This window comes from Kitasatospora sp. NPDC059146 (genome assembly GCF_042786665.1).
Lineage (GTDB): Bacteria > Actinomycetota > Actinomycetes > Streptomycetales > Streptomycetaceae > Kitasatospora.
Genome location: NZ_JBHZCY010000060.1, coordinates 28708 through 53135 on the forward strand (window position 1 = coordinate 28708; position 24428 = coordinate 53135).

Annotated in this window: 22 protein-coding genes and 1 pseudogene; 12 read left to right on the plus strand and 11 right to left on the minus strand. The window is 74.2% G+C overall.

The genetic code is table 11. The features are described from left to right. Nucleotides 1-180: 180 nt before the first annotated feature. Nucleotides 181-891 (plus strand): DUF6193 family natural product biosynthesis protein, encoded by a 711-nt coding sequence (locus tag ACFXPX_RS24300; protein ID WP_380643226.1) that lies wholly within the window; start codon nt 181-183, stop codon nt 889-891. Between the two features lie 39 nt (nt 892-930). Here ACFXPX_RS24300 and ACFXPX_RS24305 read toward each other — a convergent pair whose 3' ends face one another. Next, nucleotides 931-3270, minus strand: coding sequence for an ATP-binding protein (locus tag ACFXPX_RS24305; RefSeq protein ID WP_380643228.1), 2340 nt, complete (start codon nt 3268-3270; stop codon nt 931-933). Nucleotides 3271-3588: 318 nt separating this feature from the next. Here ACFXPX_RS24305 and ACFXPX_RS24310 point away from each other — a divergent pair, with 318 nt between their 5' ends. Together ACFXPX_RS24310 and ACFXPX_RS24315 are read left to right on the plus strand one after the other, a co-directional pair. Further along, entirely contained in the window at nt 3589-4941 is a 1353-nt protein-coding gene (locus ACFXPX_RS24310) for an MFS transporter (protein WP_380592195.1), read from the plus strand. Nucleotides 4942-5001: 60 nt separating this feature from the next. Further along, nucleotides 5002-5850 carry an SAM-dependent methyltransferase gene (locus ACFXPX_RS24315; protein ID WP_380592197.1) on the plus strand — a complete coding sequence of 283 codons (849 nt, stop codon included), beginning with the start codon at nt 5002-5004 and terminating at the stop codon, nt 5848-5850. 28 nt (nt 5851-5878) lie between these two features. Here the strand turns inward: ACFXPX_RS24315 and ACFXPX_RS24320 are convergent, their stop codons facing one another. Next, nucleotides 5879-7444 (minus strand): MFS transporter, encoded by a 1566-nt coding sequence (locus ACFXPX_RS24320; RefSeq protein ID WP_380643230.1) that lies wholly within the window; start codon nt 7442-7444, stop codon nt 5879-5881. A gap of 121 nt (nt 7445-7565) precedes the next feature. Between ACFXPX_RS24320 and ACFXPX_RS24325 the strand changes: the two genes are divergently transcribed. After that, entirely contained in the window at nt 7566-8222 is a 657-nt protein-coding gene (locus ACFXPX_RS24325) for a TetR/AcrR family transcriptional regulator (protein WP_380527051.1), read from the plus strand. 58 nt (nt 8223-8280) lie between these two features. Here the strand turns inward: ACFXPX_RS24325 and ACFXPX_RS24330 are convergent, their stop codons facing one another. Further along, nucleotides 8281-9504 carry a CapA family protein gene (locus ACFXPX_RS24330; protein WP_380527053.1) on the minus strand — a complete coding sequence of 408 codons (1224 nt, stop codon included), beginning with the start codon at nt 9502-9504 and terminating at the stop codon, nt 8281-8283. 285 nt (nt 9505-9789) lie between these two features. Between ACFXPX_RS24330 and ACFXPX_RS24335 the strand changes: the two genes are divergently transcribed. The 3 genes from ACFXPX_RS24335 to ACFXPX_RS24345 all read left to right on the plus strand — a co-directional run bounded on the left by ACFXPX_RS24335 (nt 9790) and on the right by ACFXPX_RS24345 (nt 12167). Continuing rightward, a complete protein-coding gene (locus ACFXPX_RS24335) occupies nt 9790-10431 on the plus strand; it encodes a DUF4360 domain-containing protein (RefSeq protein WP_380527055.1) in 642 nt (213 codons plus the stop codon). A gap of 330 nt (nt 10432-10761) precedes the next feature. Next, entirely contained in the window at nt 10762-11133 is a 372-nt protein-coding gene (locus ACFXPX_RS24340; protein ID WP_380643232.1) for a hypothetical protein, read from the plus strand. 218 nt (nt 11134-11351) lie between these two features. Beyond that, nucleotides 11352-12167, plus strand: coding sequence for a DUF4328 domain-containing protein (locus ACFXPX_RS24345; RefSeq protein WP_380643234.1), 816 nt, complete (start codon nt 11352-11354; stop codon nt 12165-12167). 54 nt (nt 12168-12221) lie between these two features. Here ACFXPX_RS24345 and ACFXPX_RS24350 read toward each other — a convergent pair whose 3' ends face one another. Continuing rightward, nucleotides 12222-12665, minus strand: coding sequence for a MarR family winged helix-turn-helix transcriptional regulator (locus ACFXPX_RS24350; RefSeq protein ID WP_380643236.1), 444 nt, complete (start codon nt 12663-12665; stop codon nt 12222-12224). A gap of 60 nt (nt 12666-12725) precedes the next feature. Between ACFXPX_RS24350 and ACFXPX_RS24355 the strand changes: the two genes are divergently transcribed. Next, a complete protein-coding gene (locus ACFXPX_RS24355) occupies nt 12726-13850 on the plus strand; it encodes an FAD-dependent oxidoreductase (protein WP_380643238.1) in 1125 nt (374 codons plus the stop codon). Nucleotides 13851-13863: 13 nt separating this feature from the next. Here ACFXPX_RS24355 and ACFXPX_RS24360 read toward each other — a convergent pair whose 3' ends face one another. Together ACFXPX_RS24360 and ACFXPX_RS24365 are read right to left on the minus strand one after the other, a co-directional pair. Then, on the minus strand, nt 13864-14301 hold the full coding sequence (locus ACFXPX_RS24360; protein WP_380643240.1) for a hypothetical protein: 438 nt from the start codon (nt 14299-14301) through the stop codon (nt 13864-13866). 43 nt (nt 14302-14344) lie between these two features. Then, a complete protein-coding gene (locus tag ACFXPX_RS24365) occupies nt 14345-14983 on the minus strand; it encodes a nucleotidyltransferase domain-containing protein (protein WP_380643242.1) in 639 nt (212 codons plus the stop codon). 139 nt (nt 14984-15122) lie between these two features. Here ACFXPX_RS24365 and ACFXPX_RS24370 point away from each other — a divergent pair, with 139 nt between their 5' ends. Further along, the gene (locus ACFXPX_RS24370; protein ID WP_380643244.1) at nt 15123-16754 is read left to right on the plus strand and encodes a purple acid phosphatase family protein; all 1632 of its coding nucleotides are present in this window, start codon (nt 15123-15125) and stop codon (nt 16752-16754) included. A 57-nt stretch (nt 16755-16811) separates the two neighbouring features. On the opposite strand, the gene ACFXPX_RS24375 is transcribed toward ACFXPX_RS24370, so the two are convergent. From ACFXPX_RS24375 to ACFXPX_RS24395, 5 genes are all read right to left on the minus strand, one after another. After that, the gene (locus ACFXPX_RS24375; protein WP_380643246.1) at nt 16812-18794 is read right to left on the minus strand and encodes a cytochrome P450; all 1983 of its coding nucleotides are present in this window, start codon (nt 18792-18794) and stop codon (nt 16812-16814) included. Between the two features lie 64 nt (nt 18795-18858). Continuing rightward, entirely contained in the window at nt 18859-19476 is a 618-nt protein-coding gene (locus ACFXPX_RS24380; RefSeq protein WP_380527076.1) for an ATP/GTP-binding protein, read from the minus strand. Continuing rightward, complete coding sequence (locus tag ACFXPX_RS24385) at nt 19457-19816, minus strand: DUF742 domain-containing protein (protein WP_350510307.1); 360 nt, start codon at nt 19814-19816, stop codon at nt 19457-19459. Before ACFXPX_RS24385 ends, ACFXPX_RS24380 begins: the two co-directional genes overlap by 20 nt. 135 nt (nt 19817-19951) lie before the next feature. After that, nucleotides 19952-20338, minus strand: coding sequence for a roadblock/LC7 domain-containing protein (locus tag ACFXPX_RS24390; protein ID WP_360231742.1), 387 nt, complete (start codon nt 20336-20338; stop codon nt 19952-19954). Between the two features lie 17 nt (nt 20339-20355). Continuing rightward, on the minus strand, nt 20356-22098 hold the full coding sequence (locus ACFXPX_RS24395) for an ATP-binding protein (RefSeq protein WP_380527078.1): 1743 nt from the start codon (nt 22096-22098) through the stop codon (nt 20356-20358). A gap of 456 nt (nt 22099-22554) precedes the next feature. Here ACFXPX_RS24395 and ACFXPX_RS24400 point away from each other — a divergent pair, with 456 nt between their 5' ends. From ACFXPX_RS24400 to ACFXPX_RS24410, 3 genes and pseudogenes are all read left to right on the plus strand, one after another. Next, complete coding sequence (locus ACFXPX_RS24400; RefSeq protein ID WP_380643248.1) at nt 22555-23490, plus strand: class I SAM-dependent methyltransferase; 936 nt, start codon at nt 22555-22557, stop codon at nt 23488-23490. A gap of 163 nt (nt 23491-23653) precedes the next feature. Next, nucleotides 23654-24070, plus strand: a complete 417-nt coding sequence (locus tag ACFXPX_RS24405; RefSeq protein WP_380643250.1) for a hypothetical protein — start codon at nt 23654-23656, stop codon at nt 24068-24070. 13 nt (nt 24071-24083) lie between these two features. Beyond that, nucleotides 24084-24428, plus strand: a pseudogene (locus tag ACFXPX_RS24410) (hypothetical protein); the annotation flags it as partial.

Consider the following 24428-nt stretch of genomic DNA (forward strand, 5'->3'; position numbering starts at 1 on the left):
CACCGTCGAACGGGGAGGGCCGGCAGGTGGACCAGCAGTTCCGCCGCACCGCCGTCACAGCCCTCGGCGCGCACCGTCCGAGCAGAAGGCATCGACCCCGGCCGGCGCCCGGCCCGAGGTGAGGAGGACCGTAGCCTGATCGACGGAGACCGTCGATGCGCTCGGCGGCATACTGGTCGGATGGGCTTCGAGGTGGGGTCCGGCGAGGACGACTGGGGTGGCGTGACGCTCGGGGAGAGGTTGCTGCGTGCGGCGGAGGGCCTCGGGGTCGTTCTGCCTGAGCACGAAGGACCGTGGAGGGGCACAGCCGCGTACGTCGACGCGGGGCTCGACCGGCGGGTGTGGGTGCGCCCGGCCGACGAGCAGGGTCGGACCTTCTGGGTGTACCTCCAGAGCAATGGCCGGTGCCTGGCCGGCGGGTCGACCGCCGATCCGGCCGAGGTGGTCAGGGCGGTGGTGGCCTGGACGGGTGGAGCGGGGCTCGCGGGAACCAGGGAGCAGGCCCCGTGCATCGAGTTCCGCCCTTGGGCCCTCGCGCACGAGCGGGAGCCGCTCGGTGCCGTCGAGCTGGAGTGGTGCCGCCGACTCGACGGCATCCACATGCCGCCGATGAACCGGTTCCCGCGCGTGCATGCGCTGTTGGCGGCGGCGTACGCCCAGCCGGTGCTCCGCCAACTGATGCCGGTGACCAGCCACTTCAACCTCGGGTTCTCCACCGGCATCACGGCGAAGCGGACCACGACAAGGGTCGGGCCCATGATCTGGCCGCACGACGAGGGGTTCTACGGGGTACGGAACGGGGGCACGTTGCTCGCGCGCTTGGAGACGCCGGAGGAGGCCGTGGCCTTCGTGGTGGCCGTCCTGCCGGAGGGGATCGGAGCGGCGCGTTAGAGCGCCGTTCGAGCGGCTCGGCTCGGGATCCGAGGCCTGCTATCGGTCCGTGCCCGGGGCGGCGTCGAGGCGGTGGAGGCGGGCCCGGACGGCTTCGGCGTCGCGGTGCTGGAGGTCGTCCAGGATGGCCAGGCCGCGGGTCCAGTCGGCTCGGGCGGCTTCCCGGTCGCCGAGGGCGAGGTGGGTGTCGCCGAGGTGGGTGTGGATGTCGGCCTGGAGGAAGTAGTCGCCGACCGCCCGCCGCAGGTTCAGGGACTCGTGGTAGGCGGGCAGGGCCTCGCGGTACTCGCCGAGTCGGTGGTGGATGTAGCCGATGCTGTCCCAGATGGAGGACTGGCCGGGCAGGTTGCCGGCCTCGCGGGCGAGGTCCAGGGCGCGCCGGCAGTGGGTGAGCGCGGCGCGCAGCTCGCCCTGCTGGGCCAGGTACCAGCCGATGCTGTTGAGGGCGAGGGCCTGTCCGGAGGGGTCGCCGAGTTCTTCGAACAGGGCCAGGGCCCGTCGGGACTCGGCCACCGCCTCGGCGTCGTCCCGGACCTCGCCGTGGGCGATGGCGAGGTCGAGCCTGGTGCGGCCCTCGCGCGGCCGGTCGCCGGTCTCCTCGAACAGGGCCAGGGCCAGGCGTAGTTCGCGCTGGGCCTCGGGCTGGCGGTCCTGGGAGCGGTGCACCTGGCCGAGCCAGCGGTGGGCGTGGGCCCGGCGGTCGGGGTCGCCGGCGCGTCGGGCGGCGGCCAGCGCGGTCTCGCCGGCGCGCTGCCACTGCTGCCACAGGCCCGACTTGAGCAGGTAGGGCACCTGGGCGCCGACCAGTTGCCAGGTGTGCAGGTCGGCCCCGGCCGCGTGCGAGGCGTCGACGATCCGTTCCAGCACGGGCTGTTCGTCCCGGTACCAGGCGAGCGCCTGCTGCCGGTCGGTGAGCTGTTCGGGTGTCACTCCGGCGGCGGGGCGGGCGAGGTCGAGCGGGTGCCAGGAGGCGTCGTCGGCGTAGGCGAGCCCGGCCGCGCGGTGGGCGGTGTGGAGGTAGTGGTCGAGCATCCGCCGGGTCGCCCCGGCCCGGCCCTGCGGTGGTTCGAGGGCGGCCGCCTGTTCGGCGGCGTACGCGCGCAGCAGGTCGTGGAAGGTGTACCGGCCGGGCTCGGGTGCGGTGATCAGGTGGGCCCGGTGCAGGTCGTCCAGCAGGGCGCGGGTCTCGGTCGGCGGGCGGCCCGTGAGGCTCGCGGCCGCCGGCACGCTGATGGTGGGGCCCGGGTGCAGGCCGAGCAGCCGGAACAGCCGGGCGGCCTGCGGGGCCAGGGCGTGGTAGGACCAGGAGAGCACCAGGCGGACGTCGGCGTGGCTGTCGCCCGCCGACAGCAGGTCCAGGCGGGCCCGGGAGTCGCGCAGCTCGCGCGCCCAGACCCCGAGCGGGGTGCCGGGGTGGTCGGCGGCCCGGGCGGCGGCGATGTTGAGGGCGAGCGGCAGCCGGGCGCACAGCTCGATCAGTTCGTCGACCGCGTCGGGCTGTTCGGTGACGGTGGTCGCGCCGAGGCGGCGGGCGAACAGTTCGCGGGCCTCCTCGCGGGAGAGCACGTCCAGGGCGATCGGCACCGCGCCGTCCAGGGCGACCAGGCCGGGCAGCCGGTTGCGGCTGGTGACGACGACCAGGCAGGTGGTGGAGCCCGGCAGCAGCGGGCGGACCTGCTCCGCCTCCCGGACGTTGTCCAGGACGATCAGCGTCCGGGTGCCCGCCAGCCGGCTGCGCAGGAGCGCGAGCTGCCCGTCGGGGTCGGCGGGGATCCGCAGGGCCGGGACGCCCAGGGCGTCCAGGAAGCCGCGGGCCACGTCGGCGGCGTCGACCGGGGCCCGGGCCGGGTCGAACCCGCGCAGGTTGGCGAAGAGTTGGCCGTCGGGAAAGCGGTCGGCCACCCGGTGGGCGAAGTGCACGGCGAGGCTGGTCTTGCCCACACCGGCGGTGCCGGCGATCGCCGAGATCACGACCGCGCCGCAGCCCGGGGTCACGTCGGCGAGCAGGGCGTCGAGGGCCCGGAGCTCACCGGCCCGGCCGGTGAAGTGCCGGATCGCCATGGGGAGTTGCTGCGGGCCCGAGGCCCCCGGGGAGGGCAGCGGCGGCGGGGAGGGCGGCGGCGCGCTCTCCGGGGCGGGCACGGCGGGAGGCGCATCGCTCTCCCGGGCGGCGGCCAGCCAGTGGGCCCGGGCGTCCGGGGCGACGCCGAGGGCCTCGGCGAGCCGGACCACCGAGGACATCCGCGGTCGGCGGCCACCGGCCTCCAGCGCGCTGATCGACCGGGCCGACACCCCTGAGCGGTCGGCCAGTTCGTCCTGGCTCCACCCCACCGACAGACGTCGCTCGCGCAGCAGCGCGGCGAAAGCAGCAGCCCCCACCCGTTCCCTCCGGATTCCCTGCGCACCGTGTCGCCGCCCCGCCCGGCCGACCCGGATCGCGCCTGAGCGTAGTCCCCCGGAGGCCAAGTGTCAGGTCAACGTCAGGTCAACGTCGTGGTCGTCGTCCTCGTCCCGGGGCGAGGATGAAGGCTTGGCCCGACGGTGTCGGGCCCGTCCGGCGGCGAGGCGCGGTTACGGGGGTACCGCGGCTCGCCGCCGCACCGGCCGCGCGCCGGCCGTCGCCGGGTCGCCGGGTTCGCGCCGCAGCGGTCGCCGAACCCGATTCCGCCGCAGGTCGAACGGTGTCATGCTGACGCCATGACAGATCGCATCGATACCGCCCCCGCCCGTGACGGGGTGCACGACGGGGGCCGGCGACGGGAGTTGGCGGCGGCGACGGTGGGGTCGGTGGTCGAGTCCTTCGACTGGAACGTGTACGCCGTGCTCGCGCCCTACTTCGCCGCCGACCTCTTCGGCCACGGCAAGGGCGGGGTCAGCGGCACGCTCGCCGCGTACGCCACCTTCGCGGTCGGCTTCGTCGCCCGCCCGGTCGGCTCGTACCTGATCGGCCGGCTCAGCGACACGCGGGGGCGGCGCTTCGCGCTCAGCCTCGGCATGGCCGTGATCGCCGTCGCCAGCCTGGGCCTCGCCGTGCTGCCGGGGCAGCGGACGATCGGCGTCTGGGCGGCGGTGCTGGCCGTCGTGGTGCGGGTGGTGCAGGGGCTCGCCTTCGGCGGGGAGGCGCCGAGCGTGGCCGCGTACGTGACCGAGACGGCGCCGCCCCGGCACCGGTTCGCGTTCAGCTCGGTCTCCTACGGCGGGATCATCCTGGGTTCGCTGCTGTCCTTCGGGGTGCTCACCCTGCTGATCCACGCCATCGGCAAGTCCGGTCTGGAGAACGGCGGTTGGCGCTGGGGCTTCGTGGCCGCCGCGCTGCTGGGGCTGGGCGCGGTGTGGGTGCGGCGGGCCGCGCCGGAGAGCGCCGAGTTCCAGCGCGCCCGGGCCGCCGCCGGGCCGGGCGGGCGCCCGCCGTTCCTGCGCACGCTCCGGGAGCACCGCTGGGCGGTGCTCACCGTCTTCCTCAACACCCTGGGCGGCACGGTCGGTTACTACTTCGCGCTGACCTACCTGCCGCAGTACGCCGCCGCCTACCACGTCATCGACAAGGAACGGGCGGCCTCCTTCATGACGGTCGTGCTGGCCGTGGTGCTGGCCACCATGCTGCTCACCGGCGCGGCCGCCGACCGCTTCGGCCTGCTGCCGGTGGCCCGGATCGGGTTCGGACTGCCCGTGCCGCTGGTCGGGTTCCTGCTGGCCGGGCTGCGCGAGGGCTGGCTGCCCTTCCAACTCGTGGCCGTGCTGCTGGGGATGATGGTGGCGACGGTGCTCGGCACGCTCAACGTGTTCACCGGCCTGCTGTTCCCGACCGAGGTGCGCGCGGTGGGCCTCGGCGTGGTCAACGCGGCCACCATCGCGGCCTTCGGCGGCACCTTCCCGCTGCTCGCCGCGTGGCTGGACTCCCACGGCAAGCTCGGGCTGATCCCGTTCTACGTCACGGTCTGCACGGCGGGGCCGGTGCTGGGCCTGCTGACGGCGATGCGGGTGCCCTCCTTCACCGCCGTGCTCCGGGAGGCGGAATCCGGGGTTCAGCGGACACCGGGAACCGCCTGACGGACGTTCACGTCCTGTGGTTGAGTGGTCCGGACCAGACGCCGGACGGGGAGGGCGACGATGGACGGCAACGGGCCGGAGAGCTGGCTGACCGAGGTGGACTTCGAGCCGCCGCCGCAGGTGGACCTGCGGACGGACCGGGCGCACTCCGCGCGGGTCTACGACTACCTGCTCGGCGGGAAGACCAACTTCCCGGCGGACCGCGAGGTCGGCGACCGGGTGCTCGCCGACCTCCCGGAGGCCCGGACCGCCGCGGCCGCCGCGCGCGCGGTGATGCACCGGATGGTGCGCCGACTGGCCGAGGAGCACGGCGTCCGCCAGTTCCTGGACGTCGGCACCGGCATCCCGACCGCGCCGAACCTGCACGAGATCGTCCAGGCGGTCGACCCGGCCTGCCGGGTGGTGTACGTCGACAACGACCCGATCGTGCTGGCCCATTCGCGCGCGCTGCTGAGCAGCACCCCGCAGGGGCGCACCGCCTACGTCGAGGGCGACCTGCGCGAGCCGGAGAGGTTCCTGGCCGATCCGGGGGTGGCCGCCACCCTGGACCTGACGCAGCCGGTCGCGCTGACGCTGATCAACATCGTGCACTTCCTCTCCGACGAGGCCGCGCACCCGCCCGTGCGCAAGCTCGTGGACGCCCTGCCCTCCGGCAGCTTCCTGGCCCTGAGCGCGGGCACGGCCGACAATGCGCCCGAGGCGGCCAAGGCGGGCGCCCGGCGTTACGCGGAGGCCGGAATAGAGGTCCACACGCGTTCGCACGCCGAGGTGGAACGTTTCTTCACCGGCCTGGAGCTGGACGACCCCGGCGTGGTCCTGATCAACCAGTGGCACCCCGAACTGGGCGACCCCGCGCAGCGGCTCGACGGCCAGGTCTCGGTGTACGGCGGCGTGGGCCGCAAGCCGTAGGCAGGCCGTCGCCGGCTCTGCCGCTCCCTCACGGACGTTGCCGAGGCCGGCGTCCGTGAGGGACCGGTCGTTCCCGGAGGAACAGGGACAGTACCGCCGGGACGACCATCACCCAGGCGGCGATCGCGAACACCGTGTGGGTGGAGGAGACGATCGCGTCCAGCGCGACGCGCTTCTGCTCCGGGTCCAGGGTGGGCAGGGCGGAGGTGTTCAACCGGCCGTCGGCGTCGGCGGCGCCCGCCGCACTGCTGAGCTTCGAGGCGAGTTCGCGGTTGAGCACGGTGCCGAACAGCGCCAGGCCGGCCGAGGCTCCGAGTTGCTGGGCGAAGCGCACCGAGGTGGTGGCCACGCCGAGGTGCTCCGGGCCGACCGCGCTCTGGGTGATCATCAGGCCGATGCCCAGGCAGAGCCCGAGTCCGAGGCCGAGCAGGAACAGTCCGAAGCCGAGGAACCAGAGCGGGGTGTCGGTCCCCAGGCCGGTGAAGACCACCATCGCGCCGGCGACCAGCAGGTGGCCGACGAGCAGCTGGTAGCGGTGGCGGCCGGCCATCCTGACCATGGCCTTCCCGGAGAGCACACCGATGACGACCATGCCGATGGCCATCGGGAAGAACAGCAGACCGGCGCCGGTGGGGGTGAGCCCCCGGGCCTCCTGGAGGTAGCCGGCCAGGTAGGCCACCGAACCGGCCAGGCCGATGCCGCCGAAGAAGCCGAGCGGCACCATGATGCGGACGACCGGGTTGCGCAGCAGGGCCGGTGTGAAGATCGGTTCGGCCGCGGTGGTCTGACGCCAGGCGAACGCGGCCAGCAGGACGAGCGCGGCAGCGCCCAGGCCCTCGATGGTCGGTGAGGTCCAGGCGTAGTCCTTGCCGCCCCACTGGGAGACCATCAGCAGTGCGCTCGCGGCTGCGGCGATGAGGGCCGCGCCCAGGAAGTCGATGCGGCGTCCGACCGGTGTCACCGGCAGTCGGACCAGCAGTGCGGACGTGACGAACGCGGCGATGCCCAGCGGGATGTTGAGGTAGAACACCCAGCGCCAGTTCAGATGGTTGGCGACCAGTCCGCCTGCGGCCGGACCGAGCACGATGCCCAGGCCCACCATGATCCCGCCCATGCCCGCCTTACCCGAATCCTCCTCCGCGTGCGTCCCGCCCGGCCTCGTGAGCAGTCCGAGGACCACCATGGTCACGGACATCAGTCCGCCGCCGCCCACGCCCTGCACGGCCCGGAAGGCGATCAGCTCGGGCAGGTTCCGCGCGAGGCCGCACAGGACCGACCCGGCCAGGAAGACGCCGAGCGAGAACAGGTAGACGCGCTTGGCGCCGTGGACGTCGGCCAGTTTCCCGTACAGCGGGAGCACGATGCAGTCGGCCAGGGTGTAGGCCGTCAGCAGCCACGGCAGGTGATCGACGCCGTGCAGCGGGTCGAGATCCTTGACCATCGTCCAGGACACCGCGCTGACGATGTTCTGGTCGAGCAGGCCCAGTAACAGGGTGGCGAAGCAGCCCGTCACGGCGATGACCACGTGCTTCCGGCTCATCGGCGGGTCGGCGCCCTCCCCGGGCACCGCCCCGACCGCTGCTGTGCTGTGCATCCGACCCCTCCTCCTGGGCGCGGTCGCCCGGTGGCGACCCCTGGGAGGATTTTTATAGTCACTAAAATGCTGTTGTCAATAAAATCTTTGAGCGACACAAGTGATGTGGTAGCGTGCCGGCATGAGCAACGGGACCGGCAGCCTGCGGGAGCGGAAGAAGCAGCAGACGCGGCGGGCCGTCTCCGAGGCGGCGATCGCGCTGTTCCTGGAGCGCGGCTTCGACAACGTCCCCGTCTCCGAGGTCGCGGCGGTGGCCGAGGTCTCGACGATGACGGTCTTCAACCACTTCCCGACCAAGGAGGACCTGGTCCTGCACCGCTTCGAGGACCACTTCGACGACATCGTCGCCGTCGTCCTCGACAGGGCCCCCGGCGAGTCCGCGATCGTGGCCGTGCGCCGGCGCTTCCTGGCCGGACTCGACCGGCACGACGTCGTGACCGGCCTCGACGACGACCCGCACGTCCTCGCCTTCCATCGGATGGTGCTCGCCGCGCCGAGCCTGCGGCTGCGCGTCCTGGAGCAGGCCACCCGCACGGTCGACGCGCTCGCCGACGCGCTCGCCGAGCAGAGCGGGGCCGGCGTGCGGGATGTCGCGTCCCGTACGGTGGCGCGTACGGTGGCAGCCCAACTGTGCGGGGTGCAGGCCGAGTTGGTCCGGGAGAACGTCCGGCGACTCGCGGCCGGTGAGGCGGCCGAGGTGGTCCACCCGGACGCGGTGGCCGCCGCGCGGCGGGCGTTCGACCTCCTGGAGCACGGGCTGGGCGGCTACTGCGTGTGAGGTGCGGGCTCGGGCGGCTGCCGTGGGGGCGACGGGGGTGACGTCCGCCCGGCGGGCGTCACGGTGCCATGGTGAGGCCCGCCGCGCCGGCGCCGCGGCTGAGCACCATCGTGCGGATGTGGTCCAGCGCGCGGACCCAGTCGGCGCGGCCCGGGTTGCGGCGGACGGCCTCGCGCAGGTCGAGCACCCGGTAGGGCGGGCCGAGGTCGGTGATCTGCGGGACGAACTCGGCCCGGCTCACCGTCCAGCGCTGCCCCGGCCCGGCGGGCGGACCGACGGTGAAGCGAGCGAGCGAGCTCCAGTTGCCGCGCGGGTCCTCGGTGTCGCCGTGGGTGAACATGTGCCCGGCGAGCTGGTCCCCGAGGCCGTAGACCGTCCAGGTGTCGCCGATCTTCTCGTAGGCCTGCGGGATGTGGGCGTGGGTGCCCAGGATCAGGTCGACGTCGGGGCGGCCCGGGCCCTCGCCGGCTGCGGCCAACTCGCTTGCCAGCGTGAGCTGTTGCTCGTTCGGGGTGTCCTGCCACTCGGTGCCCCAGTGGATGCTGACCACCACCAGGTCGGCGCCCCCGGCTCGGGCGGCGCGGGCGTCGGCGAGGATCCGGTCCCGGTCGATCAGGTTGACCGCCCAGGGCTCGTCCTTCGGCAGTGGGATGCCGTTGGTGCCGTAGGTGTAGGCGAGTTGGGCCACCGTCGCGCCGCCCGCCCGCAGCAGCGCGGGCTTCCCGGCCTCCTCGGCGGTGCGGGCGGAGCCGGTGTGGGCGAGGCCGACGGCGTCCATCGCGTCGAGCGTACGGCGGATGCCGGCCGGGCCGTCGTCCAGGGTGTGGTTGGACGCGGTGTCGCAGGAGGCGTAGCCCGCGTCCCTGAGCGCCTTGGCGACCTGGGGCGGGGACTTGAAGGCCGGGTAGCCGGTGTACGGGCCGCCGTCGGCGCCGTAGACGGTCTCCATGTGGCAGATGGCCAGGTCGGCGCCGCTGATCAGCGGTTTGACGCCGGCCAGCATGGCGGTGAAGTCGTAGCCGGTGCCGCCGGAGTCCTCCTTCGCCTGCTGGATGATCTCGGTGTGGGGCAGGACGTCGCCGGTGGCGACCAGGGTGAACGCCCTTGGCTCGGAAGGGGTTTGGCCTCCTGCCGTCGCGGTGGCCGTCGCGGTGGGGTCCTCGGTGGCCGTCGCGGTCCGGTCCCCGGTGGCGTTCGGCGTGGGTGCCGGGGCTCCGCAGCCGGGGAGGGCGAGCAGCAGGGCGAGGGCCGTGGTGGCGGTCCGGCGGCGGGGGAAGGGCACGGTCGTCTCGTCTCACGATCGGAAGGTGTGATCAACCCTCCGACTATGCGGGTGCCCGATCCACCGGACCCGCGCCCCACGCCCGCAGGTCACCCGGGGGGCCGCCGAGCCCGTCGACAGTGACCATGCGTCACCCCTTGTACACCGTCCGCGCGATGTGCTGACATAGCCACGTCAAACCCGAGGGGGCCGCGCTCGGCCTCGTCCGCAGCGCCGTCGCGCCGCCCTGCGCCGCAGCGCGCCGCTCCGCCCCCGAACCTCCGTGGACGATCGAATGGGAAGCCCATGCTGCTCCGTACCCTGGCCGTCGCCGCCACCGCGACCGCCGCACTGGTCGGCACCTCGACCTTCGGCGGCGACTCGCTGCCGACCCCGCCGGACCGCATCGTCATCGACGTCGCGACCGTCAACGGCTCCGGCTGTCCGGCCGGAACCGCCGCCGTCGCCGTCTCGCCCGACAACACCGCCTTCACCGTGACGTACAGCAGCTACCTCGCCCAGGTGGGCGTCGGCTCCAAGCCCACCGACTTCCGGAAGAACTGCCAGCTCGACCTGCGGGTGCACGTCCCCCAGGGCTTCACCTACGCCATCGCCTCCGCCGACTACCGCGGCTTCGCCCACCTGGAACAGGGCGCGAACGGCACCGAACGGGCCAACTACTACTTCCAGGGCGACTCCCAGACCAGCTACCAGAGCCACCGCTTCGACGGCCCGAAGGACGACAGCTGGCAGGCGACCGACACCGTCGACGTCGCCGCCCTGGTCTTCGCCCCCTGCGGCGAGGAGCGCAACTTCAACATCAACACCGAACTGCGCGTCGCCGGCGGCAGCTCCGACCAGGCCCACACCACCAGCTTCATGACGATGGACTCCACCGACGGCAACATCAACACCACCTACCACCTCGCCTGGAAGCAGTGCCCCTGACCTCCCCGCACCCGCCCCGGCCCCGACGGAGCCCCGGCCGTCGGGGCCGCGGCGCGCCCGGGGGTGGTGCGGGCCCGGGGGTGGTGCGGGCCCGGGGGTTGTGCGCGCCCGGGGCCCGTCGGACGGCGGGGGAGGGGCCCGCCGTTCGGCTGAAGTCGTGGGGCTACCGGGCGGTAAGGCTCAAGTGACCATCAGATCGCCTTGATCGGCGCTTCGGCGGCTCCGTAGTTTGAACCCCCCCCGCACCGTGATCCGCAGAACGACAAGGAGCCCCATGCGCTTCCACCCGCCCACGTCCGGCGCCACCGCGCCAGGGAACGAGTGCTGACCGTGGCCGCCTCCGCAGCGACCGCTGCCACCCTGACGCCGATCCCCGCCGCCGCCCAGCAGCGCGCCCTCGCCCTGTACGCCGAGGGCGCCGAGGTCAAGGCCGCCCGCGCGCTGCGCGAGGACACCTTCCTCGCCCTCCTCCACAGCCCGGCCGCCCTCGCCGCCCTGGTCCGCGACGGCAGCCTGCCCGCCACCCCCGCCGAGGCCGCCGCCCGGCTGGCCCGCGAGGACGCGCAGCTGCACGACGCACTGCTGCGCCTGCTGGCGCAGGGCGACCGCAACGGGGCGGTCCGGCAGCTGCGCCGCGCCACCGACCTCGACCTCGCCAACGCCCACCTGCTCGTCCGGGCGCTGGAGCGGCCGGCCGGCTGAGCCCGCCGCGCACGGGTGCCCGTCGGCTGCCGGGCCGGCCTCCCGACCCCGGTGGTGCGATCTGTCGGGTATCTGGCGATACCGCCCCTGACCTGCGAAAACCCACTGGCAGCCGGGGTCGCTGATCCCCTAGAGTCGGCGCGCCCGTCCCGGTCGGGGCGGTGGCGTACCGGTGTGCCCGGTCGAGCTGCCCGGCGATTCCAGGAGTTGACGATCCGATGAAGTGTGCGTGCGGGGCGCGCCCGGTGGGGACGGACAGCGGACGCTGTTTCGGCTGCGCGGAGGCGGCCCCCGGATGGGCGGCCGCGCTGCGGCCGGCGAACGGCCTCGCCACGGCGCTGAACGTGCTGCTGGGCCTGGGCGCCGTGGCGGCGCTGGCGGTGGTCGTCCTGGACGTCTGGCTGGACGTGCTCGCGGGGCAGCTGCTGGACGGCGCGGACGGCGTCGATCCGGACACCCCGGCGGCCCTGGGGTCGGTGGTCCACACGTTCAACGGGGCGGTCGTCCCCGTGGGGCTGGCCACCGTGGTGGTGTTCATCCTCTGGTTCCACCGCACCCGCGGGAACGCCGACCTGCTGCTGCCGAAGGGGCACCGCCTCGGGCGCGGCTGGACCATCGGCGGCTGGTTCACCCCGATCGTCATGTTCTGGTTCCCCTGGCAGCTGATGGTGGACTGCTGGCGGGCCAGCGCACCGCTGGACGCCGAGGGCAGGCGCCGCACGCCGTCCGAGAGCATCGTCGCGGTGTGGTGGCTGACCTGGATGGGCTCCCTGATCCTCGGCCGGCTCGCCACGCTCAAGAGCACCGGCTTCACCGTGCGGGACTACGCCGACCTCGAGAGCCTGCGCATCGGCCTCCGGCTGGAGACCGCCGAGGAGGTCCTGCGACTCGTCGCCGCGATCACCGCGATCCTGATGGTCACCCGGCTGACGGCCATGCAGCGGGAGCGTCGGGCCGACATCAACCCGCTGGCGGCCAGGGCCGCCCAGGAGGCCCGCGTCCAGGCCGTGACGACGCCCTCGGCCTCGGCCTGACGGACCGTGCCGCCGCCCCGGGGGTGCGACCCCCGGGGCGTACCGGCCTGTGCCTCAACTCTCCGTCGGTCCCTCCTGCGCGACGAAGCGGGCCAGCAGGTCGTGGAGTTGCCGCTGTTCGCGCGGGGCGAAGACCGCCAGCAGGCTCTGCATCGCGCCGCGGAACAGCGCGTCGGCCTCGCGCAGGTGCTGCTCCCCGTCCTCGGTGATCACGATCTCGTAGGCGCGGCGGTCGTGGGCCGTCCGGCGGCGTTCGAGCAGGTGCCGGCGTTCCAGGTCGTCGACGATCCGGACCAGGGTGGACTTGTCGATGCCGAGGGCCGCGCCCAGTTCGCGCTGGCTGCCGATCCCGCCGGCCCGGACGGTGGCGAGCACGGCGGCCTGATGGAGTTCCAGCCCGGTGGGCCGGGCCGCCTCGTTGGCGCCGGCGCGGGCGAGTCGGTGGGCGCGGTACAGCAGCAGTCCGAGGGCGCTCGGATCGATCGGCGGGGCCGTCATGCCGCCGATGCTACCGTGTTGAGAAAGTCTCAGCTGAGATGATCTCAACCTGGGGGTTTCATGCGCGTCCTGATCATCGGCGCGGGCCTGGCCGGCCCGTGCCTCGCCCACGGCCTGCGCAGCCACGGCCACGACGTCCGGCTCTTCGAGCGGGACGGCGCCGTCGACGCCCGCGCCCAGGGCTACCGGATCCACATCAACGGCGACGGGGACGCCGCACTGCGCACCTGGCTGCCCACCGCCGCCTACGAGCAGGCCGTCGCCACGTCCTGCCGGGCGGGCGGCGGCGTCACCATGACCGGCCCCGACCTGCGCGAGTTCACCGCCATCCCGCTCCCCCCGGACGCCGCGGGCATCACCGTCGACCGGCTCACACTGCGCCGGATCATGCTGCAGGGCCTGACGGACTCGGTCCGGTTCGGCGCCGGGTTCTCCCGCTACGAGCTGCCGGAGGACGGTACGGTACGGCTCCTCCTCACGGACGGCTCCGTCGCCGAGGGGGACCTGCTGGTCGCCACCGACGGGGTCAACTCCGGCGTCCGACGCCAACTGCTGCCGCACTTCCCGGTCACCGCGTACGACAGCCGGCTGATCTACGGCCGCACCCCGCTGACCGCCCGGGCACGGGAGCTGACCCCGCCGCCGGCACTCGACGGCTTCCTGGGCGTACTCGGCCCGGACGGCCGCGGCCTCGCCCTCGCCGCCCAGCGCTTCCGCCGCAACCCGGCCGAACTGGGGCTGCCACCGGCGGAGGACTACCTGATGTGGGGCCTGACCGCCCCGGCCGGGAGGTGCGGCCCCGACTTCTTCCGACTCGGCGCCGCCGAGCTGCTGGAACTGGCGGCGGACATCGTCGCCGACTGGGCCCCCTCGCTCGGCGCGCTGCTGCGACTGGCCGAGCCCGGGTACCTCGTGCCCGCGGGCATCCAGGCCTCCGCACGCCCCGAACCGTGGCCGCCCGGACCGGTGACCCTGGTCGGCGACGCGGCGCACCCGATGCCGCCGGCCGGCCTCAGCGCCGGAGCCGCCCTCCACGACGCGGGCCTGCTCGCCGCCCGGCTGACCTCGGGCGCGCCCCTGCTCGACGCGGTGCGCCGCTACGAGCGGGAGATGCTCGACCACGGCTTCGCCGTCGTCGCCAGGGCCGTCCGGAACCACGCGGGCGAGTACGGGGACCCGCCGTGATCGGAGGACGGCCTCAGCCGTGGGCGTGGGGGACGGGCCTCCCGGTGACGGCGTCGGTCAACGCGCGTGCGCCCAGCGGGCGGTGGAGGACGGCGGTGAGCCGGGCGATGCCGCCGTCCTCGCAGCCGATGTCCGGGCCGGAGGCGTCGCGGCGGTTCAGCATCAGGGTGACCTGGTCGGCCGATTCCCTCACCACCAGGTCGGGCTTGTAGTCGCAGCCGCTCCAGGAGGCGTCCAGCGTGATGGTGCGGTCGTCGGCCGCCACGGTCGTGTGCAGCGCGTCCGGGTCCGCCAGATCGATCCGGAACAGCAGCGAGGCGGGGCGGCGCTTGTACGGGAGCGGGTCGTCGGATCCGCTCCCGTCACCACCCCACGCGTAACAGGCCGCCACCCCGACGCAGATCAGCCCCACCGCCACGATCGCGCGCTTGTCGCCCCTGGTCAGTTCCATGCCGTGCTGCTCTCCAGTGGTCGTGGGTGTGCGCCGGGCGCGGTCAGCCCGCCAGGCGCTCCGCCCAGGGATGGCCCGGGTGCACCAGCGCCAGCCACCCGCGCAGGGCCTCGCGCCGCGTGCGGTCCAGTGACGGCAGTACGGTGTCGAAGTCCGCCCGGTCCTTGGGCCGCATCGTCTTCGCCTTGAAGAGCAGCACCAACTCCGGTGCGAGATACGGAATCCCGTCCGCCGTCCGTTCGACGACCGCATCGTACGGCAACCGCAACCGCTCGTCCCGGCGGCAGATCCAGGTACCGCCCCGGTGCGGCTCACGGAAGACGTCGAGCAGGAAGCGGCCGCTCGACGGCTCCCGCACCCAGGTCTGGTGGGTGGCCGCCAGCGCCGCCGCGTCGGCCGCCGGCCAGACCCGCCCGTGACCCGCCGCGTCGAACACGAACTCCGGGAAGCGTGCCCGGAGCTCGGGAAAGGACGCGGCCGGCACGGCGATCTCCAGGTCGCCGTGCGGCCGCGTCTGCCGCCCGAGGAACAGGTCCAGCGCCCAGCCCGCCGCGACGCACCAGCTCGCGCCGAACCCGCCCAGCCGCTCCGCGGCCTGTTCCGGCCGCCACGCGTCGGCCCAGCGGTCGATCAGCTCGTCCGTACCCAGCACCAGGCCGCCGGGCGGGAGGGAATCGGTCATCACGACAACCTACCGGTCCCGGTCCCGGGCGCGGGCGTGGCGGGTGCTCCGGGCGGGCGCGGGGAAAGCGGTCGCCTTTGCATGCTCATGTCGTTACAGTGCTGCGGGTCCCGAACCCCCACTCGGCAGACGGAGCGTCATGACGATCGCACGCAGGTCCATCCTCAAGGGCACGTCGGCGGCCGGGGCCGCCCTGGTCGGCGGGGGTGCCGTCGCCGGGCCGGCGGCGGCGGAGGACGGGGCGGCCGACCCGCCCGCGAGCCCGCTGCTGCAGGCCAGGCCGCACCGGATCGGCGCGCCCTCGGTGAGCGGCCTGCACCTGCAGTTCGGCACCGACCCGGCCACCGAGATGACCGTCTCCTGGCTCACCCCGCAGTCCGTCCGGCGCCCGCTGGTCCGGCTCGGCACGCCCGAGGGCGGCACCGGGGCGGCGGTCGAGGCCGAGACCCGCACCTACCGGGACTCCCTCGGCAAGGACGAGGTGTACGTCCACCACGCCCGGCTCACCGGACTGCGCCCGGCCACCACGTACCTGTACAGCGCCGGGCACGACGGCGCGAACCCGGAGACCGGTACGTTCACCACCGCCCCGCGCGGCCGCACCCCCTTCACCTTCACCAGCTTCGGCGACCAGGCCACCCCCAACCTGCGCCGCAAGGTGGACTTCCCGAACGGCATGCCCTCACCGCTCGGCAAGTACCCGGTGTACACCACCAGCCAGATCGGCAGCCCGCACGCCGCCGACATCGTCGCCGCCGTCGAACGCGTCGGCCCGCTGTTCAACCTGGTCAACGGCGACCTCTGCTACGCCTCCTACGGAGGCCGGCACGGGCAGAGCCGCACCGCCATCTGGGCCGACTGGTTCATCAACAACAGCCGGTCGACACGGCTGCGCCCCTGGATGCCGTGCGCCGGGAACCACGAGAACGAGGGCGGCAACGGCCCGATCGGCGCCGACGGCTACCAGGCCTACTTCACCCTCCCCGCCTCCGCCGCCGACCGCGACGAGGAGACCCGGGGCATGTGGTACGCCTTCACCGTCGGCTCGGTGCGCTTCATCAGCCTCGCCAACGACGACGTCGCCATCCAGAACTCCGGCGAGACCTATCTGCGCGGCTACTCCGGCGGCGCCCAGCAGCGCTGGCTGGAGCGGGAGTTGCGCACCGCCCGGGGTGACCGGGGGATCGACTGGATCGTGGTCTGCATGCACCACCCGATGATCTCCAGCTCCCAGCACGGCTCCGGCAGCGACCTCGGCATCCGCGAGGCCTGGGGCCCGCTGTTCGACGCCTACGGGGTCGACCTGGTGGTCAGCGGCCACGAGCACTACTACGAGCGCTCCCACCCCGTCCGCGGCACCCTGCCGAACGACGCCCGCACCCCGGTGCCCACCGGCACCGACCCCCGGCTGGCCGACACCGGACGGGGCACCGTCCACATGGTCATCGGTGCCGGGGGCAACGCCGCCACCACCCAGGACGACCTGTTCGAGCGCCCCCAGGGCCGGGTGGTGATCGGCCTGGCGGACAAGCCCGCGCCGGGCGCGCCGTACCGGGAGTCGATCTGGCTCACCGAGGACGCGCCCTGGGCCGCCTACCAGGACCGCACCCACACCCACGGCTTCGCCACCTTCGAGGTCGACCCCGGTGACCGCCGCGGCGGCACCACCACGATGCGGGTCACCTACTACACCTTCGACGGCCCGCACGGCGACCTCACCCCGGTCGACACCTTCACCCTGCACCGCCGCCGCACCGACGGGCACGGCTGAGGCGGAGGTGCGGGGGCGGCGCCGACGGCAGGGCGGGGCCGGTGGCGGCCTACCCGGCTACCCGGCCAGGGCGTCGCCCCCGGGTGAGCCGGGTTCGCCCGGGGCGGACCGAGCGGCGGTGCGGGGTGCCGCGCCCTCCTCGACGGCGCGGCAGTTCCGGCAGGCGTTCCAGTGCGCACGCGGCCGGCCCCGGTCGGCGGAGCGGTGCGGGGCGAGCGTCATGCCGGAGGTGTCCAGGCCGCACAGGGTGAGCGGGCCGCAGACGCCGGAGGCCTCCGCGGGGGCGGCGTGCGCGAGGCGCACCGGGTTCTCCGGATCGGCCGGCTGGTGGCCGGGGCCGAGGAGCCGGACGTTGGTCGGGATGTCGGGTTCGAGCACGATGACGGTGTCCATCCCATCAACGTCGTCGCAGAACCGGTGCGTTGCACGCGCACCGGGGCATCCGGACGAGTCGGGGCGGCGACCGCTGCGCAGCGGCCGCCGCCCCCCGGGGGCCGGCGCCCCGGGGCTCAGCGCCGGGGCTCCGCGCCGGCACAGGCCGGTGAGGGCGTCCCACCAGCTGCGCCGCTGCGCGGGGACGGTCGCGGTCGTGGTCGCGGTGTCAGCGGGTGTCGATGCCGAGGCCGCCTCCGTCCCCGCCGCCGATGCCGCGGCCTGGGCGGCCGCCCGCTGGGTGGCCGCCAGTGCGCGTTCGGCGAGCTCCCGTGCCTCCTCCGCCGCCCGCTCCGCCTCGGCGACCGACTCCGGGTCGGGCTCGATCTCCTGCGCCGTGAACTCCACCGGCAGCGCCGTCAGGTGGCGCGAGATCCAGGCCGAGCTCCAGGTCAACTCCTCCTCGGGGACGGCCAGTCGGAGGTCCGGCAGGAGGGTGAGCAGGATGTCGATCCCGGCCTCGGCGACGTGCCGGCCGATGTCCTGCCCGGGGCACTCGTGCGGTCCGGCCCCGAAGGACAGGTGGGAGCGGTTGCCGTAGAGCGGGGTGGCGAGGTCGGGCCGGACGGTCGGGTCGACGTTGCCCGCGGCGAGGCCGAGCAGCAGGAGGTCGCCGGCCAGGATCTGCTGGCCGCCCAGCTCGGTGTCGGTGGTGGCCCAGCGCCCGGCGACCAGGGACATCGGCGGGGAGTCCCAGAGCACCTGGTCGAGCGCCTCGCCCAGGGTCATCTGGCCGCCGGACAGGTGGGCGCGGAAGCGCGGGTCGGTGAGCACCATCTTCAAGGAGTCGGCGATCAGGTTGACGGTGGTCTCGTTGGCGGCGAGCAGCACCACCCGCAGGTGCTCCATCACCTCGTCGTCGGTCAGCCCGGCCGGGTGGGCGAGCAGGCGGCTGGTGAGGTCGTCGCCGGGGGACTCGTGCTTGATCGCGATGGTGCGGCGCAGGCTCGCCACCACGTACTCGTTGCTGGCGATGGCCGTCTCGGTGCCCTTCATCAGGTCCCGTGCGGCATCGACGAGTTGCGGGCCGTACTCGTCGGGCATGCCGAGCAGCTTGGTCATCACCAGCATCGGCAGGTGCTCGGCGAACTGGGTGATCAGCTCGGCCCGGCCGGTCGGCCCGACCACCTGGACCAGGTCGGTGGTGAAGCGGCGGACGTGGCGGCGGATGCCGCGCCGGTCGAAGCCGTTCAGGCCGTCCAGCAGGGCGTTGCGCAGCCGGCGGTGCTCCTCGCCGTCGGCGAAGACGCAGATCGGCTGCCAGGCGACCACGGGCAGCAGCGGGGAGTCGGGCGGGACCTCGTCGTTGCGGAAGGCGCTCCACAGCCGGGAGTCGCGGGAGAACAGCGAGGGGGTGCGCATCGCGGTGATGTTGGCGGCGTGGCCGAGGATCAGCCAGGCCCGCTGGTCGCCGTGCAGCAGCACCGGGGCGACGTCGCCGTGTTCGGCGCGCAGCTTCTCGTAGAGGCCCGCCGGGTCGGCCTCGGCCTCGGGGCCGTACAGCCGGCGCAGCCCGCCGGGGCCGGTCGGCTCGACGGCGTGCCCGTGGGCGGGGCAGCCGGGCGGCGGGACGGGGGCGGCTTCGTCGTCGGGGAACGGGGTGGTCAACAGGGTCTCCGGGTCACGAGGTTCGGAAGCGGTACGACGGGGGTGGGGGCCGCGGGAGCGGGCCTCAGCCCGCGGGCGGTGCGGCCAGCTCGTACAGGTAGTGCATCAGCGTCATCAGGGTGTCCCGGCTGGACTGCCGGCTGCGCGCGTCGCAGGCGACGATCGGCACCTCGGCCGGCAGGTCGAGCGCCTGGCGCAGCTCGTCGAGGGCGTAACTGGGCGCCTCGGGGAAGCCGTTGACGGCCACCACGAAGGGCACGCCGCGGTCCTCCAGGCGGCCGATCACCTCGAAGCTGACCTCCAGCCGACGGGTGTCCACCAGGACGACGGCGCCCAGCGCGCCCTCGAACAGGCCGTTCCAGAGGAACCAGAACCGCTCCTGCCCGGGGGTGCCGAAGACGTACAGCACGAGTTTGTCGCTGATGCTGATCCGGCCGAAGTCCATGGCCACCGTGGTGGAGGTCTTGCGTTCGACCCCGGTCGGGTCGTCCACGCCGACCCCGGCCTGGGTCATGGTCTCCTCGGTGGTCAGCGGACGGATCTCGCTGACCGCGCCGACCAGGGTGGTCTTGCCGACGCCGAAGCCGCCGACGATCACCACCTTGACGGCCGTGGTGACGGTGTCGGGCAGCAGGTCCGCGCTCGCCGGGCCGACGACGGTGTCAGAGCCGCTGAAGTCCATGGATCACCGCCTCCAACAGGGCACGGTCGGGGAGTTCCGCCGCGGGCACGGCGGAACGGGCCTCGATCCGCCCGTCGTCGAGGAGGTCCGCCAGCAGGACGGTGACCACGCTCGTGGGCAGTTCGAGGTAGGCGGAGACCTCCGCCACCGAGAGCGGCGAGCGGCACAGCCGCAGGATCGCCGCGTGCTCGGGCTGCATGGCGGGGGTGGGCTCCGCGAGGGAGACGATCAGGGTGACCAGGTCGAAGACGCCCGGCCCGGAGGGGCCGCTGCGGCCGCGGGTGATCACGTACAGGCGATCGGGCTCGGGTCCGTCCCAGCCGCCCTGGTCGGCGGTCATGTCACTGCCTCACTGTGCTCGTTCACGTGCCCGCCCGGGGGCCGGGGGTGCTGGTCGGGGCCGCTGCCAGGGCCGCTGCGGGGGTCGTCACCGGGGCCGCTGCCGGGGCCGTGGTGCGGGCCGCGGTGCGGCGGCTCACGCGACCACCTCCGGGTTGCGCGGCGGGGTGGAGAGGTGCTCGCCGATCCGGTCGACCAGGTCGCGCATCTGGTGGCTGACCAGCCCGGCGTCCACGCCCTCGTCGGCGAGCACCGCGAGGTAGGCGCGGTCGCCGGCCGACATCAGGTAGAAGTAGCCGCCGTCCACCTCGATGACGACCAGCTTCATCGCGCCGTTGCCGTGCGGGAACTCGTGCCCGACGGCGGCGGCCAGGCTCTGCAGCCCGGCGCAGGCGGCGGCCAGCCGGTCGGCGGTGTCGGGGTCGGCGCCGTACTGGGCGATCCGCAGGCCGTCGGCGGACAGCACGATGACGTGGCGCACGTACGGGACGCTGTGTGCGAGGTCGTTGAGGATCCAGTCCATGTTGCTGCGGTGCGGAATCACTGCTCGCCTTTCGCTGCCGTCTCTTCGGTACCGGGCTGTCCGGCGCTGTGCTGCGGGGTGGTGCCCGAGGTGGTGCCCGGGGGGTTGCCCGGGGTGGCGTCCTTGGTGCCGCCGGTGCCCTTGTAGCCCTCCATGAAGGCCTCCAGCCACAGGCCGGGCTGCTTCTTGGGGCGGGGCGCCGGGGCGGCCGGTCCGGCGGCGGGCCCGGCGGTGGGGCCGCTGGGCTGGGCGGTGCCGCGCGGGGGCGTGGCGAAGGCGGCCCGGCCGGTGGGGCGGCTGCGGCGGCGCTGGGGCAGGCCGTTGGGGGTGCGCTCGGTGACGACCACCTCGTCGTCCCCGGCCGCGGCGGGGGACGGCCCCCAGGGGGTGGTGGCGCCGAAGGAGGGCCCGATGCCGGCGGACCGCGCCGGTTCGGCGGCGGTGCCCAGGGTCGGGTGCCCCGGCCCGCCGGGCGCCCCGGCACCGGCCGACCCGGCACCGGCCGGGGTGGTCCGGGCGCCCCAGGGCCGGGCGGGGGCAGCGTGCCGGGGCGGGTTGGCCGGGAGCGGCCGCGGCCCGGAGAAGGCGCCGATGCCGTGCGCCCGCCCGGTCGGGGGAGCGGTGGTGAGCAGTTCCTGCGGCACCACCAGCACCGCGCGCACGCCGCCGTACGCGGAGCGGCGCAGCGACACCTGGAAGCCGTACGCCTGGCAGAGCCGGCCGAGGATGGCGAAGCCCAGCCGGGGGGACTCGGTGAGGTCGTCGAAGTCCTTGGACACCATGGCCTCGCGCATCGAGCGCTCGGCCCGGATGCGGGCCTCGTCGGTGAGTCCGAGGCCGCCGTCCTCGACCTCGATCGCTATCCCGCTCTGCACCTCGGAGGCGCTCAGGTGGACGTGGGTGTGCGGCGGGGAGTAGCGGGTGGCGTTGTCGAGCAGCTCGGCCACGGCGTGGATCAGGGGTTCGACGGCCGGTCCGGTGACCGAGATCTGGGTGACCGGGTGGAGGTCGACCCGCTGGTACTCGAGGATCCGGGACATCCCGCCGCGCAGCACGCTGTAGAGGGCGATCGGGCGGGTCCACTGGCGGCCGGGCCGGGCGCCGGAGAGCACGGCGATGGAGTCGGCGAGGCGGCCGACCAGGGCGTTGCCGTGGTCGAGGCGCAGCAGGTCGTCGAAGACCGCCGGGTCGTTGCCGTGCCGGTCCTCCATCTCCCGCAGGTCCTTGGCCTGGCGGTGGATGATCGCCTGGACCCGGCGGGCCAGGTTGACGAAGGCGCGCTCGGCGGAGTCGCGCCGGCTGACCTCGTCGTCGACGGCCTGGGCGATGCCGCGCACCACCTGCTCCAGCGAGGCGCGGAACTTCCGTGACAGCAGCGGGTTCGGGCGCTGGAAGGGCTGGAGCAGCACGTCGATCGAGGAGCCGTACCGGGCGCCGCCGACGAGCCGGCGCAGTTCGCCGGTGGCCATCCGCTCCAGCTCGTCCTCCTGCCCGGCCAGCTTGCGGTGCAACTCCTCGACGCGCCGGGTGTGTTCGTCCCGCAGGTCGGCGAGGGCCCGCCCGCGGCGGGCGGACTCGGCGGCCACCACCGCGACCAGCACGGTGGCCGTCGCCCCGCACCACAGCACCTGGGCCCGGGCTCCGGCCGACACCACCACCGCGGCGACCGCGACCGCCGCAGCCATCACGGCGGTGGGCAGTATCCAGCCGAGCAGGGGCGCGGGGCGCCGTCTGGTGGGTGACGTACCAGCTCGAAGCATTCGGCATCCTCAAACGATCGGACGATCGGAACAGAAGTCGGGAACGGGTGGGAACGAACGGGGTCGGGCGACGACCGGCTCCGGAGGCGTGGTGCTGCAGCATAGCCAAGTTCAGGACAATCCTGACCGAAACTCAAAAATACTGTCCGTCAACCGACTTGTGGCAACTTGCCGGACATGACCGACATCTCGCACACCTGTCGGAGTCCGGTCGGCCACCGCCCGTCACCAGGCTTCTCGCCCGGCCGCCCGCGCACCGGCAACCCGGCCGGGATTCGCCCATGTGAAGGGTTTCCGGCCCAAGTCGCCACGATCAGCGACGAGTTCGTGCTACGAGCGGCTCGCGGTGCGCGGTGATCACTCCTCCGGGGGACGTCCCGGCGTGGCGCAACATCTGTTGCGCCAGCGAGCAATGACCGTTGACGCCCTCGGCGGTCCGCCCCTACAGTGCGGGCCATGGACGACAACGACCCCGGACGGCGGGTGGCGGCCCAGGTGGCCGCAGGTGGCGGGCTGGACGGCCTGCACCGGCTCTCGGAGACGATCGAGGCGCTGGAGGAACGGCGCACGGACCTGGTCGAGGAGCTGCGGCGCGGCCGGCAGGCGACCTGGGAGGAGATCGGCCGCGCCTGCGGGATGACCCGCCAGGGCGCCACCCGCCGCTGGGCCGGCCGGCTGCGCGCGCGCTCCTTCGGCCTCGCGGCCACCGCCTACCAGCACGGCCGGCCCGGCTACCCGCAGGCCCTGATCGGCTCCGCGGTGCCCCGCGAGGCCCGACGGGTGCTCGACCTGGGCGCCGGCACCGGCAAGTTGACCGGGATGCTGGTCGAGGCCGGGCTGGACGTGGTCGCGGTCGAACCCGACCCGCAGATGCGCGACCGGCTGGCCGCCGCCGTGCCGAAGGCCGCCGTACGGGCCGGCTCGGCCGAACGCATCCCACTGCCCGATGCCAGTGTGGACGCGGTCGTGGTCGCCCAGGCCTGGCACTGGTTCGACCAGGCCACGGCCGTCCCGGAGATCGCCCGGGTGCTCGCCCCCGGCGGGACCCTCGCCCTGATCTGGAACGTCCGGGACGAGACCGAGCCGTGGGCCGCCGAACTCGGCGCCCTGATGCACCGCGCGGCGCGGGCGCGGCGGGGCCCCGCGCCGGGCCTGCGGGCGCCCGTGGGGGGCCCCGCGCGGCGGGCGGTCCGCTGGGAGCACCCCACCACCCCGGCCGGCGTCCTCGACATGGTCGCCTCCCGCAGCTACGTCATCGCCCTGCCCGAGGCCGACCGCGCCCGGCTGCTGGCCGACGTCGAGCAGCTGCTCGCCAGCCACCCCGACCTGGCCGGCCGGGAGGAGGTCGCCGTGCCGTACGTGACCAGGTGCACCCGGGTCCGCCTCGGCTGAGCCCGGGCACCGGGCCGCGGCCGGTCGGGCACCGGGCCGCCGGCGGGTGGGGCGCCGCTGGGGCGCCGGGGCGCAGCCGGTGGCGAGGGGCTGACAAATGTCACGGTCCGGCGGTGTGGCAGCACACTGCCGGCCGCCCCGGTCCGACGGCCACGATGAAGCCATGACCTCCACCGACCTGCACCACCCCGACACCCGTCGGGTCTTCCGCACCGTACGGCACCTCGTGCTCGTCTACCTCGGCCTCAGCGCGCTCACCATGCTGGCGGCCTTCGCCCTCCGCTCCCACACCGACCTGATCACCCCGTCCGTGTGGGTGCGCGGCACCATCGTCCTGGTCAGCGCCGCCGTCACCCTGCTGCTGACCGTCCGGGCGGCGCGCGGCTCCCGCGGCGCCTTCCGGCGGCTGCGGATCATCTCCGGCGTCATGCTGGTCGCGATTGCTGCGATCATCGCGGTGCCGGGCGTCTTCCCGGTCTGGATGAAGATCGAACAGGGCCTGTGCGGCCTCGCCCTCGCCGGGGCGGCCGTGCTGCTCAACGGACGGCAGCTGCGCACGCTGTTCGCCGCCCGGCCCTGAGGAAGGACAGAAGGTGACCGACAGGGTGACCGACCTCGACCGGGAGGGCACGCCGGCGCCCGCCCACCGCTGGGCGGGGGGCCTGCGGCGGATACTGCTGGGCGCCGGGATGCTGGTCTTCCCGGCGCTGACCGCGGTGGCCATGAGCGGCAACGCCAGCGGCACGGCGGCGCTCGCCGGGTACGCCGTCGTCGTCGCGTTCTGCCTCTGCTACGTCCTGCTCGCGCTCACCCTCGGGCGCACCGGGCCGCAGCGGACGCGGTGGATCAGAGCGCTGCTGGCCGTGATGACCGCGCTGTTCCTGGCCGCGCTGCCGTCCGCCCACGCGGACGCCTTCTTCCTGGCCACCGTGCTGGTC